The sequence below is a fragment of the Acrocarpospora corrugata genome, from assembly GCF_009687845.1.
Classification (GTDB): domain Bacteria; phylum Actinomycetota; class Actinomycetes; order Streptosporangiales; family Streptosporangiaceae; genus Acrocarpospora; species Acrocarpospora corrugata.
Genome location: NZ_BLAD01000135.1, coordinates 1 through 14,433, shown reverse-complemented (window position 1 = coordinate 14,433; position 14,433 = coordinate 1). Strand labels below are relative to the sequence as shown.

At 69.6% G+C, this 14,433-nt stretch carries 12 protein-coding genes; 5 read left to right on the top strand and 7 right to left on the bottom strand.

Annotated elements, in window-relative coordinates:
- Both Acor_RS40695 and Acor_RS40690 read right to left on the bottom strand, forming a co-directional pair.
- Positions 1–821, bottom strand: an 821-nt coding sequence (locus Acor_RS40695; RefSeq protein ID WP_246239829.1) for an NYN domain-containing protein, incomplete at its 3' end; no start/stop codon positions are given.
- 137 nt (positions 822–958) lie between these two features.
- Positions 959–3,304: a sigma-70 family RNA polymerase sigma factor gene (locus Acor_RS40690; protein ID WP_155342098.1), complete on the bottom strand. Its 2,346-nt coding sequence runs from the start codon at positions 3,302–3,304 to the stop codon at positions 959–961.
- A gap of 911 nt (positions 3,305–4,215) precedes the next feature.
- Between Acor_RS40690 and pyrE the strand changes: the two genes are divergently transcribed.
- Positions 4,216–4,752 carry an orotate phosphoribosyltransferase gene (gene pyrE / locus Acor_RS40685; RefSeq protein WP_155342099.1) on the top strand — a complete coding sequence of 179 codons (537 nt, stop codon included), beginning with the start codon at positions 4,216–4,218 and terminating at the stop codon, positions 4,750–4,752.
- Here the strand turns inward: pyrE and Acor_RS40680 are convergent.
- Positions 4,724–5,161 (bottom strand): hypothetical protein, encoded by a 438-nt coding sequence (locus tag Acor_RS40680; RefSeq protein WP_155342097.1) that lies wholly within the window; start codon positions 5,159–5,161, stop codon positions 4,724–4,726. The genes pyrE and Acor_RS40680 overlap by 29 nt on opposite strands.
- A 70-nt stretch (positions 5,162–5,231) precedes the next feature.
- Positions 5,232–5,939: a DedA family protein gene (locus tag Acor_RS40675; protein ID WP_155342096.1), complete on the bottom strand. Its 708-nt coding sequence runs from the start codon at positions 5,937–5,939 to the stop codon at positions 5,232–5,234.
- Between the two features lie 121 nt (positions 5,940–6,060).
- Here Acor_RS40675 and fbaA point away from each other — a divergent pair, with 121 nt between their 5' ends.
- The 3 genes from fbaA to Acor_RS40660 all read left to right on the top strand — a co-directional run bounded on the left by fbaA (position 6,061) and on the right by Acor_RS40660 (position 9,133).
- The gene (gene fbaA, locus Acor_RS40670) at positions 6,061–7,083 is read left to right on the top strand and encodes a class II fructose-bisphosphate aldolase (protein WP_155342095.1); all 1,023 of its coding nucleotides are present in this window, start codon (positions 6,061–6,063) and stop codon (positions 7,081–7,083) included.
- Positions 7,084–7,217: 134 nt separating this feature from the next.
- Positions 7,218–7,634: a DUF3151 domain-containing protein gene (locus Acor_RS40665; RefSeq protein WP_155342094.1), complete on the top strand. Its 417-nt coding sequence runs from the start codon at positions 7,218–7,220 to the stop codon at positions 7,632–7,634.
- Positions 7,635–7,849: 215 nt separating this feature from the next.
- Positions 7,850–9,133, top strand: coding sequence for an adenylosuccinate synthase (locus Acor_RS40660; RefSeq protein WP_155342093.1), 1,284 nt, complete (start codon positions 7,850–7,852; stop codon positions 9,131–9,133).
- 29 nt (positions 9,134–9,162) lie between these two features.
- On the opposite strand, the gene Acor_RS40655 is transcribed toward Acor_RS40660, so the two are convergent.
- Positions 9,163–10,077: an IS982 family transposase gene (locus Acor_RS40655; protein ID WP_155342092.1), complete on the bottom strand. Its 915-nt coding sequence runs from the start codon at positions 10,075–10,077 to the stop codon at positions 9,163–9,165.
- A gap of 122 nt (positions 10,078–10,199) precedes the next feature.
- Here Acor_RS40655 and Acor_RS40650 point away from each other — a divergent pair, with 122 nt between their 5' ends.
- Positions 10,200–11,129 carry a glycerophosphodiester phosphodiesterase family protein gene (locus tag Acor_RS40650; protein ID WP_155342091.1) on the top strand — a complete coding sequence of 310 codons (930 nt, stop codon included), beginning with the start codon at positions 10,200–10,202 and terminating at the stop codon, positions 11,127–11,129.
- A 3-nt stretch (positions 11,130–11,132) separates the two neighbouring features.
- On the opposite strand, the gene Acor_RS40645 is transcribed toward Acor_RS40650, so the two are convergent.
- The gene (locus tag Acor_RS40645) at positions 11,133–11,762 is read right to left on the bottom strand and encodes a response regulator (protein WP_155342090.1); all 630 of its coding nucleotides are present in this window, start codon (positions 11,760–11,762) and stop codon (positions 11,133–11,135) included.
- A partial coding sequence (locus tag Acor_RS40640; RefSeq protein WP_155342089.1) for an ATP-binding protein occupies positions 11,762–14,433 on the bottom strand: 2,672 nt, incomplete at its 5' end. The genes Acor_RS40645 and Acor_RS40640, both read right to left, overlap by 1 nt.

The window sequence follows — 14,433 nt, the reverse complement described above, 5'->3', positions numbered from 1 at the left end:
GGGGGGGCGGCCTGCGGTTCCGGCGGGTAGTTGTACGTCGGCTGGGCCGCGGGCGCGGGCCGGGCGTGTGACGGCGGCTGGGCCGGCTGGCTCGGGGGCTGTGGCGCGGGGGCTGGCGCCTGGGTCTGGACCGGGGGCGGGAAGGGGGCCAGCGAGGGGGTGCCGTTGGCGGGGGTGGCGCCGTTGGGGGAGCCGTTGGCGCGCGGCTGGCCGTTGCCGGCGGACTGGCCGAGCTGGCCGAGTTGACCGGCCTGACCGAGTTGGCCGTTGACCTGGGTGTCGACGCCGGTGACCAGGTTCACGTACGGCCGCAGATGGCCGCCGCCGATCTCGATGAGGTCGTCGCACTCCTGGCGGAGCGTGCGGGACACCGCCCAGCTGCCGTCGGCGGCGACGTGGATGACGGTGACCCGGATGCCGAGGTCCTGGGCGTCGCTGACCACCTGGGCCAGGTCCTCGTCGCCGCTGACCACGACCGCGTCGGCGACCGCGTTGTTGCGGGCCAGGGTCATCAGGTCGCGGTGCACCTGGGCGTCGACGCCTTCGCGCCGGCCGGGGCGGATCCGGCCGAGGCGGAGTTTGAGGCCGGGGATGTCGGCCAGCACGTCGTGTTCGGGGGTCCGGCGGCCTTCGACCGTCGCCTCGTACCAGTAGCAGCGCAGCAGCGGCAGCCCGGTGCGCTCCCTGGACAGGTTGGTGAGCAGCTGGAGCAGGCCGGGATAGTCCCACGCGACGGCTTCACGATGGCGGGTTCCGTGCACGGCCATGGCGCCGTCCGCCAGCAGGTAGCCAGCGTCAACGAAAAGCGCGCAGCGATCCACGCGACACCGCCCTTCCTAACGTGGCAATCTCAGGGTAATGAAGCCGCTGAACCCGCGTGGATGAATCCCGCCGATTCAGCCCTGATGTCCGAGCGCCCAAGGCCGACCGTACCAGTTTGTCCTGGCATTTCCCTCCCCTAAGACCGTGCCGGCACGCTTACCGCGACCACCCCGAAGAGCAGGACATCGCGCGCGGTGCCGATCCGCAGGATCGGGTCGCGGCTCAGCACCGGGTGGAAGGTGTCGACGTCGAGGCCGAAGGTGTTCCAGCGCCCGGTGGTCGAGCCGTCGAAGACGTTCCGCGGGTCGCGGTCGCCGCCTTCTGGCCGCAGCGGGGTGTCGTCGAGCAGCACCGTGTCCCCGCTCAGGTCCGCGTCGCCGTCCCATACGACCAGGTCAAGCCGGGCGGGCGCGGCCGAGGGCGTGAGCCCGCGGAGCGGCACGGTGAGCGACCTGTCCTTGATCACCGTGGCCGTGTCCAGCACCACCGCCTGGCTGTACGGCTGGTCCCGATCCTTGGCGACCACCACCAGACCCCACCCCGCGTGCCGGGACACACCGGACTCCACCGACTTGTCGGCGAACCACCACTTGCCGGCGGACCTGACGAGCCGTGTGACGTCAGCGAACGCCTGGTACCCAGACCCGATCGGCATGACCAGCTTGGTGACCTCCGCCGGCCGCACCGTCCGGTACCGATCGTCGTCCGGACCCCGGAGCAGAACCTTCCGCCCCGGATCGTTGACCCCCGACCAGTAGAGCCCGGCCCACACGACCTCCGCGTCCTCCGGCAGCTCCAGCACCGCCGAACTGGAGGCCCGGGTGTCGTCCTCGTCGTCCTGGTCGAGCGGCCTCATCGCCCACAGGTCGTTGTCCCGCCGCCCGGCCTCGCGGTTGCGCGCGGCCCGGCAGTCGGACTGCTGGGAGTCGCAGCTCAGCAGGGTGTTGCCGATCACCCGGGTGAGCACCCGCCCGTCGGCGGCGAACCGCGCCGCCGCCCCGGACGCCCGTACCCCGGCGGCCGAGCTGGCCGACACTTCGAGCGGCCCCGAGCTGACCCGCAGCGTCGGGCCGGTCCCCTCCGGCGCGTCCTCGGCCACCCGCACCTTCAGGAAGACGGCGGTGGAGTGCCCGCCGTCGAGGGCGGGCCGGACGCAGCGCACCGACTCCCCGGTCCGGCAGGACCAGCCGTCCACCGAACCCACCGGGTCCACCCCGCCGACGGCGTTGCCCTTGCCGCCGTCCGCGGGGAGCACGTCGACCCCGGGCGGCAGGTCCACCGACACGGTCACCTCCTCGGTCGGCCGCTCGCCCTCGTTGTGGAGGCGGACGCCGACGATCCCGGGCCGGTCGCGGATGAGCGCGCCGAGCGGCTCGATGCTGGCGACCAGCTTCGGCGGCTCCCTTCTGTCCCGGCGCTCGCGCTTCTTCGACTTCGTCGGCGGCGCCTGTGGGGTGGGCACGGCCCGGACCGGCACCGGCCGTTCGACCGGCGGCTCCAGCTCGGGGGCCACGCTGGGCGGCGACGGCACGGGCGGGACCGCGACCGCCCTCGGCGGCGGCAGCGGATCCTCCCCGGAGACCAGCAGGAACGCGGTCCCGGCCAGCACGGCGGCGGCCACGCCCGCGACGGCGGCCTGCTGGGACTTGGGCAGCCGCCGGAACCAGCCGATTCCGCCCAGCACGCCCCCGCCGGCCGCGGTCTTGCCGAGCCCGGCCAGGTAGCCGGCCAGCACCGGACCGGCGATCAGCGGGCCGACGATGACGCGCAGGCCCTGGTTGACGTCGGTCAGCTCCAGGAAGACCGCACGGCAGTCGGGGCAGTCGGCGATGTGCTCGTCCACCGATCGGGTGTCCCGTTTGGCCAGACCGCCCCGAACGTACGCCCCCATCCTGCCGAGCACCGGGCGGCACGCCTGGTGCGGCGCGGTGGCCAGGTGCATCTGCAGGTAGGCCTGCCTTAACCCTTCCCTGGCCCGGTAGGCCAGCGCGGCCACCCCGTTGGCGGTCAGGCCGAGCAGCGGCGCGATGTCGGCGGCCTTGGCGTTCTCCACCTCGGTGTGCCAGAGCACCATCCGCCACCGTTCCGGCAGCGACAGGAACGCCCGCGCCACCAGTGAGCGCTCCAGCCCGGCCAGCGCGGGGTCGACGAACGGCACCCCGGGGTCGAACCGCTCGATCTCGTCGGTGGTCACGTTGCGCCGGTCGGCGGCGCTCCGGTCGTAGACCAGGCGGCGGACGCTGGTCAGCAGGTAGGGGCGGAACGCGTCCTGCGGCCCGCCGCCCCGGCCGATCAGGTCGAGGATCTTGGTGAAGGTCTCCGCGACCACGTCCTCCACCTCGGCCTCGCTCTGGACCAGGTGCCTGGCCAGGGATCGCGCGGCGGCGGCGTGGCGCTCGTAGAGCGTGCCGTAGGCGGCCGAGTTGCCGGCGCGGATGGCGTCCAGCAGTTCGGCGTCGCTTTGACTGACTTCTACACTCAATGTGACCTCACGATTACCAAGGGTTGCTCGGCAAATAATTCCGCAACCCGCGTCATCGCTAAACCGAAGTCCCGTCTTTCCCTCTGACAGGGGAGGAACTCGACGTGATTGACGACGTACCGCGCAGGAATCTCACCAAAGAGGCAGAGGTTTCCGATCTGCGGTGCATTAAGGCCCTTTGGCGGGCGGGCAGTGCGGCCTGGGCCGTGCCCGCCGACTGGTGGGCGCCCGCCGTGGACGCGATGGTGCTGGCTCTGCACAGGGGCCAGAGCGTGGACCACGCGTGCGCGGCGCTGGGCGGAGCGCGGGCGAGGACGGGCGTGGGGGTGGCCGAGGGTCTGCGGGACCTGGCCGCGCTCTACGCCTCCCTCGGCCGCGCTGAACCCCCGCTGACCGCCCTGTGCGCCTTCGCGTCCGGGTGGGCCGAGGCGAGTTTCGCGCCGATGGCGGAACTCACCTGCGATGACCCCCTGTCGGGCTTGGCCACGCCGCCGTATCTGCGGACCAGGCTGGCCGAGCTCTACCGGGAAGCGGCGGCCGGTGGCTTGAGTCCGGGTTCAAGCCACCGGCTCGTCGTGGTGTCGCTCGGCGTCCCGCCGGCCGATCCGTTCGTCCGGATCGCGGATCTGCTGCGGGCGGCCGAGGTGATGCGCGCCACCTTCCCCGGCGGCGACACGCTGGCGCTGATGCCGCCGGCCCGGGTGGCGGCGCTGATCCGGGTCCGGCTGGCGGTCCGGCTCACCGCGCTGCGCCGCTCGCTGCGCGGGCTGGCCGCCGAGGTCGTGGCGCACCGCCTCCCGGAAACCCTGGCGTCGGCCGTACGGCTGACGCTCCCCCAGACGCCGCCGGCGCCGACCTCCCGCGGAGGGGGCGGGAACGGCGCCGGCGGCCCCGATCTACGCTTGAGCACCATGAGCGACCGCGAGAAACTGCTGGACGAGATCAAGGCCAAGGGGGTCGTGCACGGCCGCGTCGTGCTCTCCTCGGGCAAGGAGGCCGACTACTACGTGGACCTGCGCCGGATCACCCTGGACGGGCTGGCCGCCCCGCTGGTGGGCCGGGTCCTGCTGGACCTGACCGAGGACCTCGGCTACGAGGCCGTCGGCGGCCTGACCCTGGGCGCGGACCCGGTCGCCACCGCGATGCTGCACGCCGCCGCCGCGCGCGGCCAGGTGCTGGACGCGTTCGTGGTGCGCAAGGAGGGCAAGGCGCACGGTCTGCAGCGGCGGATCGAAGGCCCGGATGTGGCCGGGCGGCGGGTGCTCGCGGTCGAGGACACCACCACGACCGGCGGTTCTGTGCTGACCGCGGTGACGGCGCTGCGCGAGGCGGGGGCGATCGTGGTGGGCATCGCGACCATCGTGCACCGGGGCGGGGACGAGAAGCTGGCGGCGGCCGGCCTGCCGTACCGGACGGTGTTCAGCTTGGCGGATCTTGGGCTCGGCTGACCTCGAAGGAGTCGCGCTCCCCGGCCTTGCCCGGGGGGCGCTCCTTGCCGTTCTCCAGGACCTGTACGGTCCCCGCGTCGTCCAGCACGACTTCCAGCTCGGGCTCGTAGTGCCGGACCCGCTGGCCCGGCCCGAGATCCTGGTCGGTCAGGATGTCGCCGCCGGGCACCCGGACGAACACCGGGCAGCGGTCGGCCGCGCAGATGATCTCCAGGGTGGGGACCTCGGCTTCGGTCTCGGCCGGGGTGGGGGTCGGGGTGCTCGTCACGGGGACGGGCAGCGACTCGGCTTCGGTCGAGTTGACGAGCGCGAACACGCCCACCACGAGCAGGCCCAGCACCGCGACCGCCGACATGGCGACGATCACCAGCCGGGCCGGGCCCAATGGGTCTGATCGGTGGCGTCCCACAATTCACACGGTAGCGGGTGAAACGGTGCGGATACCTACCACACGAAACGTACCGGTGAATTCACCGATGTCAGCCGTTGGACGTCTCGCGGTGGTGCTTGCCCTTGGGGTCGGGGGCGGGGAGCACGATTATCTTCGCCAGCTTCGCCGCCTTCCGGTTCTTCATGATCTCCCGGATGATCGGAATGACGGAGAGCAGGATGATCACGGCCGCGCCGGGCAGGATGTACCTGTCCACGTTCGGGATCCGGCTGCCGATGAAGTAGCCGAACAGCAGCAGGCCGTCGGTCCACAGGACGCCGCCGACGATGTTCCAGACCAGGAAACGCTTGCGATCCATGCCAAGCATGCCCGCGACCGGGTTGAGGAACGTCCGGACAATTGGGATAAATCGGGCCAGTACCACGGCCTTCTCCGGCCCGAACTTCTCGAAGTAGTGCTGCGCCTTGTCGACGTACTCCTGCTTGAAAAGTTTGGATTCCGGGCGGGCGAACAGGCGGGGGCCTGCCTTCGCGCCGATGTAGTGGCCCAGCTGGGCGCCGGCGATGGCGCAGATCGGCGCGCCGATCAGGAGCAGGCCGAGCGGGAAGGGGGTGTCCAGGCCGACCGCGCTGGCCACCTGGGCGGAGGCGCCCATACCGGCCACCACCAGCAGCGAGTCGCCCGGCAGGAAGAAGCCGATCAGCAACCCGGTCTCGGCGAAGATGATCGTGAGAATGCCGATGAGGCCGAACGTGACGATCCACCATTCGGCGCTGAGAAGATTCGAGACGTCCATCGCGGACGAGCCTACCCCGGGCGACGTGAAACGGCGTAGAAGCCCTACGCTTCCCTCATCGGCCCGCGTTTCGGAATACTTGCACACGGCCAATCAGATGTGAACAGGGAGCTGACTTCCGATGCCTATCGCGACCCCAGAGGTCTACGCCGAGATGCTCGACCGGGCCAAGGCGGGCGGCTTCGCCTATCCGGCGATCAACGTGACGTCGTCGCAGACGTTGAACGCCGCGCTGCGCGGCTTCGCCGAGGCGGAGAGTGACGGCATCATCCAGGTGTCGACCGGTGGCGCGGAGTTTCTCTCCGGGACCACGATCAAGGACATGGTGACGGGTTCCGTCGCGCTCGCCGAGTACGCGCGCGTGGTCGCGGCGAAGTACCCGGTGACGGTGGCGCTGCACACCGACCACTGCCCGAAGGACAAGCTGGACGGCTTCATGCGCCCGCTGGTCGAGATCTCCCGGGAGCGGGTGGCGCGCGGTGAGGAGCCGCTGTTCCAGTCGCACATGTGGGACGGTTCCGCCGTGCCGCTGGAGGAGAACCTGGAGATCGCGGCCGAGCTGATCGAGAAGTGCGCGGCGGCCCGCGTGGTCATGGAGATGGAGATCGGCGTGGTCGGCGGCGAGGAGGACGGCGTCGCGCACGAGATCAACGAGAAGCTGTACACCACGGCCGAGGACGCCATCGCCACCGCCGAGGCGGTCGGCCTGGGTGAGCGCGGGCGCTACCTGCTGGCCGCCACCTTCGGCAACGTGCACGGCGTCTACAAGCCCGGCGCGGTCAAGCTGCGCCCGTCCGTGCTGAAGGACCTGCAGGACGCGGTCGGCGCCAAGTTCGGCAAGGACAAGCCGTTCGACCTGGTCTTCCACGGCGGCTCCGGCTCGCTGCTTGAAGAGATCCACGAGGCCATCTCGTACGGCGTGGTCAAGATGAACATCGACACCGACACGCAGTACGCGTTCACCCGCCCGGTCGCCGAGCACATGTTCCGCAACTACGACGGCGTGCTCAAGGTGGACGGCGAGGTCGGCAACAAGAAGGCCTACGACCCGCGCGCGTACGGCAAGTCGGCCGAGACCGGCATGGCGGCCCGGATCCTCCAGGCCTGCCAGGACCTCAAGTCCGTCGGCACCAAGCTCGCGTAACCCTGCCTGACATAAGGGCCCGAACCGCAAGGATTCGGGCCCTTAGCTTAATCTCCAGTAAATGATTACGGATGGCACGCATCAGGTAAGACTGTCTACGTGAATCCTCGCCCAGGACGGGAGTCGCTTCGCCGATGGAACTGAACGACAACCTGCTCGCCGGTCCGCCGCCCACGCTGCTGCCCGACCACGTCGAAGCCCGGGAGATGATCGAGAACGGCTACAAGGCCGCCGACGTCGCCGCCCGCTTCCCCGCGTACTCGGCGGCCTGGGCGACTCTGGCGGACGACTACTTCGCCAACGGTCACGCGGTCACCTCCTACGCCTTCGCCAGAACCGGCTACCACCGCGGCCTCGACCAGTTGCGCAGGGCCGGCTGGAAGGGCCACGGCCCCATCCCCTGGGACCACGAACCCAACCGCGGCTTCCTCCGCTGCCTCAACGCCCTGGCCCGCGCCGCCCTGGCCATCGGCGAGAAGGACGAAGCCGAACGCTGCTCCCAATTCCTCCAGGACAGCAGCCCAGCGGCCGCCGAAGCCCTGGCTCCATAGAGGTAGTCATATGCGGCATCTGGCTTGGCCGCGCCTGTGTCTGGACTGAGGAACGCAGGTCGCGGAGCGGCCGGAGTGACGAGGGAAGACACAGGCTAAGGAGCGGCCAAGCCCGCCGAGCCGGAGGCTCGGCCATAAACAAGGTACTCTCGGGTTGCAAGAGCCCCTGATGCTATTGCGTCAGGGGCTTGGCTTTTGTGTGTGGGAGTTTGAGCATGCCGGCTGTCGTTCTCGTGGGTGCCCAGTGGGGCGATGAGGGCAAGGGTAAGGCCACCGATCTTCTGGGCGGTGAGGTCGACTATGTGGTGCGCTACCAGGGAGGCAACAACGCGGGGCACACCGTAGTCATCGGCGATCAGAAGTACGCGCTGCACCTGCTGCCGACGGGCGTGCTCTCGCCGTCGGTGATCCCGGTGATCGGCAACGGGGTCGTGATCGACCCGGGGGTGCTGCTCGGTGAGATCGACGGGCTGGCGAAGCGGGGGATCAACTGCGATCGCATGCTGATCTCGGCGAACGCGCATTTGATCATGCCCCACCACAAGGCGCTGGACAAGGTCACCGAGCGCTACCTGGGCAAGGCCAAGATCGGCACGACCGGCCGGGGCATCGGCCCCGCGTACGCCGACAAGATCAACCGGATGGGGATCCGGGTGCAGGACCTGCTCGACCCGGGCATCCTGCAGAAGAAGATCGAGGGCGCGCTGCACGACAAGAACCAGATACTGACCAAGATCTTCAACCGCCGGGGCCTGGACCCCGCGAAGGTCCTGGAGGAGTACCTGGGCTACGCGGAGCGCCTGCGCCCGCACATCGCCGACACCTCGCTGGTCCTCTGCAAGGCGCTCGACGAGGGCAAGTTCGTGCTGCTCGAAGGCGGCCAGGGCACGCTGCTGGACATCGACCACGGCACCTACCCGTTCGTCACCTCCAGCTCGCCCACCAGCGGCGGCGCCTGCGCCGGCTCCGGCATCCCGCCGACCAGGCTGACCCGGGTGATCGGCATCCTGAAGGCGTACACGACCCGGGTCGGCTCGGGCCCGTTCCCGACCGAACTCCTGGACGAGCAGGGCGAGTGGCTCCGCCAGACCGGCCACGAGTACGGCACCACCACCGGCCGCGACCGCCGCTGCGGCTGGTTCGACGCCGTCATCGCCAGGTACGCCACCAGGATCAACGGCGTCACCGACTTCTTCCTCACCAAACTGGACGTGCTCTCCGGCCTGGAACGCATCCCCGTCTGCGTCGGCTACGACGTGTACGGCACCCGCCACGACGAGATCCCGACCACCCAGACCGAGTTCCACCACGCCAAGCCCATCTACGAGGAGTTCCCCGGCTGGCGTGAGGACATCACCAGCGCCAAGACCTTCGACGACCTCCCGCCCAACGCCCAGTCCTACGTCCGGGCGCTGGAGGAGATGAGCGGCGCCCCCATCTCCGCGATCGGCGTCGGACCCGGCCGTGACCAGACCCTCCAGCTCAGATCGCTCGTCTAGATGAATGAGTCCAAGGGGTCTGGTCACGTTCAGTGGTCGTAAGCGATCAATGATCGTTTGATCGGCTGGCCGGTCTTGTCGTTATGCCAGATCACGGCGGTCAGCGCGAGGATCTTGGACAGGACGCGGATGATGACCCCGGCTGGCGTGCGACCACCGTGACGTTCCAGGTCAAGCTGACTCTTGAAGGTTTGGTTGATCGATTCGACGGTCTGGCGGAGCGGTTTGAACAGCTGCGCTCCGGCTCGCTGGGGTTCGCCTTGGCGGGCCGGTCGCAGCAGGTTCAGATCACGCATCGTCAGAGCGTGCTCGAAGTGGCGGCCGTAGTACTGCCGATCGGCGATGATCGACTGGCCCGGACGGCCGGCCACCACCTCGGGGGCGGCATCGAACATGCCCACCAAGACCTCGCGCTCGTCGGCCTTGGCGCCACTCAGGGCGAACAGCACCGGCAGCCCGCCCAGGGTGCACAGCAGATGCAGCCGCAACCCCCAGAAATACCGGGAATGCGAGGCGCAGTAGCCGTATTCGGCCCACCCGGCCAGATCGCTGCGCCGGGCGGTCTCCCGCGAACGGCCGCACTCCACCGGCGTGGAATCCACCACCCACACATCATCACTCCACAGCGAGGTATCGGCGGCCAGCATCCGGATCACGGCCACCACCAGCCCCGATGCCTTCCGCAGCCGCTTGCCGTACCCCGACTGTCCAGGCAGGTAGGGGAACATCCCGCTCAGCTCGGCGTGGGCATAGCGCAGCCAGCGCCGTTCGGAGACGAAACCCAGCAACGCCGACATGACCGCCAAGGTCACCAGTTCGGCATCGCCGAGCGTCGGCGCGATCCCCTTCTTCGGCCGCCACGGGGCCAGGTCCGGTGAAGCCTTCAGCAGATCATCGACCTTCACATACAGTGCGGTTGCGAGGGTGTCTAACTTGGTCGTCACAAACCGAGCGTGGGCACCCTCGCCCTATCTCCGCAGCTACGCCTTGGACTCATTCATCTAGTCGCGCCGGAGCGGGTGGCGGTCCTCGGGGCCCCGAGGTTGACACGGTAGGGTTCGCCGGTGTGTACGGACATGTTGAGCTGCATGGCCATCGGGGCGCACGCGGTCTGCGCCCCGAGAACACCCTGCCCGGGCTGGCGTTCGCGCTGGAACTCGGCGTGGACGCGCTGGAATTCGACGTCACGCTGACCGCCGACCGCCGGCTCATCCTCAGCCACGACCTGACGATCTCGGCCTTGACCAGCGCCGACACCACTCCGGCGAGCCCGGGGGACCCGCTGTTCCCCTACGTCGGCAAGCCGGTCAAAAGCCTCACCCAATATCAAATTCGCACCCTCGACGCGGGGACCCGCCGCCCGGCCCGGCCGGACGATCGGTTCGCGGCCACCCAGGTCCCGGTCCCCGACACCCGGATGCCCACCCTCGGCGCCGTCCTCGCCCTGGTCGGCGTGTACGGCGCGGACCACGTCCGGCTGCACGTGGAGCTGAAGTCGGATCCGACCAGGCCGGACCTGTCGCCGGACCACCAGCTCTTCACCGAGCTGGTGCTGGCCGAGCTCGATCGGCACCACCGGCTGGACACCTCGGCGATCCTCAGTTTCGACTGGCGGATCCTGGAGGTCGCCAGGGAGGCGGTTCCGCACCGGTTCGCGCTGGTCGAGGCCGACACCCTCGATCCGTACTGGCTGGCCGGCTTCGACGTGCGGGACCTCGGCTCCGACCTGCCGGCCGCCGCCGAAGCCGTCGGCGCGACCGTGCTGTCCCCGGACCACGTGCTGATCGACCTGCCGTTGATGACCAGCGCGGCCCTGCGCGGCCTGCCGGTCGTGGCCTGGACGGTCAACGAGCCCGACGAGGCCGCCGAGCTCATCGATCTCGGCGTCGCCGGGATCGTCACCGACTACCCCGACCGGATGCGCGAGCTGTGGACGGCCCGGGGCATGCCGCTCCCGGCCCAGATGCGGGCACTGCGGCAGGCCGCGCTGACCTGAGGGTCAGGACAGCGCGTCGAAGCCGGCCCGCAGATGGGCCAGGCGTTGCGTCAGGTCGGCCAGCGGGCCGGTCAGCGAGGATTCGCCGGTCTTGCGGGCCACCTCGCGCACCCGGGTGAGCTCGTTCTCGGCGGCCGTCAGGCGGCGGGACAGCTCCGGCAGCACCGGCGGCTGGTCGCCGTTGCCGTTGGGGAGCTCGGCCGCCAGCCGTTCCCGCAGCAGCACCGCCTGCTCGGTGAGCCGCTGCGTCATGTTGTACAGCTCGACGAAGACCGCGACCTTGGCCCGCAGCACCCACGGGTCGAACGGCTTGGTCAGATAGTCGACCGCGCCGGCCGCGTAACCCCGGAAGGCGTAGTCGGGGGCGCTGTCCGCGACCGTCAGGAAGATGATCGGGATGTTCCGGGTGCGCTCCCTGCGCTTGATGTGCGCCGCCGTCTCGAAGCCATCCATGCCGGGCATCCGCACGTCCAGCAGGATCAGCGCGAACTCGGTGCCGAGCAGCGCCTTCAACGCCTCCTCGCCGGACTTGGCGCGGACCGGGACCAGGTCCAGCGAGCTGAGGATCGCCTCCAGCGCGATCAGGTTCTCCTCCCGGTCGTCGACCATGAGGATCTTCGCGCGGTCGGGCATCAGCTTCCCTCCGGTGCGGCCGGCTCGACCGGTGTGGTGCCGCGCAGCAGCCAGCCGCGCAGCCGTTCCAGCAGCCGGTCCACGTCCACCGGCTTGGGCACGTAGTCGGACGCGCCGGAGGCGATGCTCTTCTCCCGGTCGCCGCGCATCACCTTCGCGGTCAGCGCGATGATCGGCAGGTCGGCGAACTGCGGCATCCGGCGGATGGCCGAGGTGGTGGCCCAGCCGTCCATCTCCGGCATCATGATGTCCATCAGGACCAGGGCCACGTCCTCGTTGCGTTCGAGCTGTTCGATGCCCTCCCGGCCGTTCTCGCCGTACACCACCACGGAACCGTGCCGTTCCAGCACGCTGGTCAGCGCGAACACGTTGCGGATGTCGTCGTCCACGATCAGGATCTTGGCGCCGGTGAGCGGGTCCTCGCCCTGCCAGTCGCGGCCGGGGGCGAGGTCGATCTCGGCCATCAGCCGGGGTTCCGGCAGGTCGGTCGGGAGCGGGATGTCCGGCAGCACGTCGTCGCTTTCGGCGCGGTGGTCGGCCAGCATCAACCGGTCCCGGCGCTCGGCAGCGTAGGAGGTGATGGTGGCCGCCCCGCCGTCCCTGGCGGCCAGCGGGCCCGCGTACGACAGGGGCAGGTAGAGGGTGAACGTGCTGCCCTCGCCGGGGACGCTGTCCACCTGGATCTCGCCGCCGAGCAGGCGGGCGATCTCGCGGCAGATGGACAGGCCCAGGCCGGTGCCGCCGTACTTGCGGCTGGTGGTGCCGTCGGCCTGACGGAACGCCTCGAAGATGACCTCGAGTTTGTCGGGGGCGATGCCGATGCCGGTGTCGACCACCGCGAACGCGAGGATCCTGTCGGAGTTGCGGAGTGTCTCGTCCACGTACTGGACCGTGTCGGGGGCGTGCGAGACCCGGAGCCTGACCTTGCCCTTCGGGGTGAACTTGACCGCGTTGGAGAGCAGGTTGCGCAGCACCTGCTGCATGCGCTGCTCGTCGGTGCGCAGCTCGTTGGGGACGCTCGAGTCGACCTCCACGGTGAAGGACAGGCCCTTGTCCTGGGCCAGCGGCGCGAACGTGGCCTCCATGTAGTCCACCAGCTTCGGCAGCGACAGCTGCTGCGGGTGGATGTCCATCCGGCCCGCCTCCACCTTGGACAGGTCGAGGATGTCGTTGATCAGCTGGAGCAGCGCGGAGCCGGCGCCGTGGATGGTGCGGGCGAACTCCACCTGCTGCGGCGTCAGGTTGCCCTCGGCGTTCTCGGTGAGCAGCTTGGCCAGCACCAGCAGGCTGTTCAGCGGGGTGCGCAGCTCGTGCGACATGTTGGCGAGGAACTCGGACTTGTAGCGGCTGGACACGGCCAGCTGCTCGGCCCGCTCCTCCAGGGTCCGGCGGGCCTGCTCGATCTGGAAGTTCTGGATCTCGATGGCCCGGTTCTGCTTGGCCAGCAGGGCCGCCTTGTCCTCCAGTTCGGCGTTGGAGCGGCGTAGTTCCTCCTGCTGCCGCTGCAGCTCGTCCGAGCGTTCCTGCAGTTCGGTGGCGAGGCGCTGGGACTCCTTCAGCAGATCCTCGGTCCGGGAGTTGGCGATGATCGTGTTGATGGTGACGCCGATGGTCTCCACCAGCTGGGCCAGGAAGTCCAGGTGGATCTCGCTGAACTGGTTGAACGAGGCCATCTCCAGCACGCCGAGGACCTGGTCCTCGAACAGGATGGGCAGCACCACGATCTGGGCCGGGCTGGCCTTGCTGAGGCCGGTCTCGATGGTGATGTACTCGGCCGGCACGTTCTCCAGGATGATCTGCTGGGTCTCCAGCGCGGCCTGGCCGACGATGCCCTCGCCGAGCGCGAACCGTTGCCGGGGGGAGGAGCCGGGCTGGATGCCGTACCCGGAGATCAGGGTGAGCTCGCCGTCGACCACCAGGTAGCAGGCGCCGTGGCTGGCCGAGACCAGCGGGGTCAGCTCGCTCATGATCAGGCGGGTCACCTCGATCAGGTCGCGGTGGCCCTGCATGAGGCGGGAGATCCTGGCCAGGTTGGACTTGAGCCAGTCCTGGTCCTGGTTGGTGTTGGTGGTGTCGACCAGGGTGGACACCATCGTGTTGATGTTGTCCTTGAGCTGGGCGATCTCGCCGGGCGCGTCCACGGTGATGGAGCGGGTCAGGTCGCCGCGGGCGACCGCGCTGGTCACCTCGGCGATGGCGCGCACCTGGGTGGTGAGGTTGCCGGCCAGTTCGTTGACGCTCTCGGTGAGGCGCTTCCAGGTGCCCTCGACGCCCTCCACCCGGGCCTGGCCGCCCAGCTGGCCCTCCGAGCCGACCTCGCGGGCGACGCGGGTGACCTCGGAGGCGAACGAGGAGAGCTGGTCGACCATGGTGTTGATGGTGGTCTTGAGCACCAGGATCTCGCCCTGGGCGTCCACGTCGATCTTGCGGGTCAGGTCGCCGTTGGCGACGGCGGTGGTGACCTCGCCGATGTTGCGCACCTGGTAGGTCAGGTTGGTGGCCATCGAGTTGACGTTGTCGGTGAGGTCCTTCCAGACGCCGGAGACGCCGGGCACCCGGGCCTGGCCGCCGAGCCGGCCTTCGGTGCCGACCTCGCGGGCGACCCGGGTGACCTCGTCGGCGAAGGCGGACAGCTGGTCCACCATGGTGTTCATGGTGTCCTTCAGCTGAA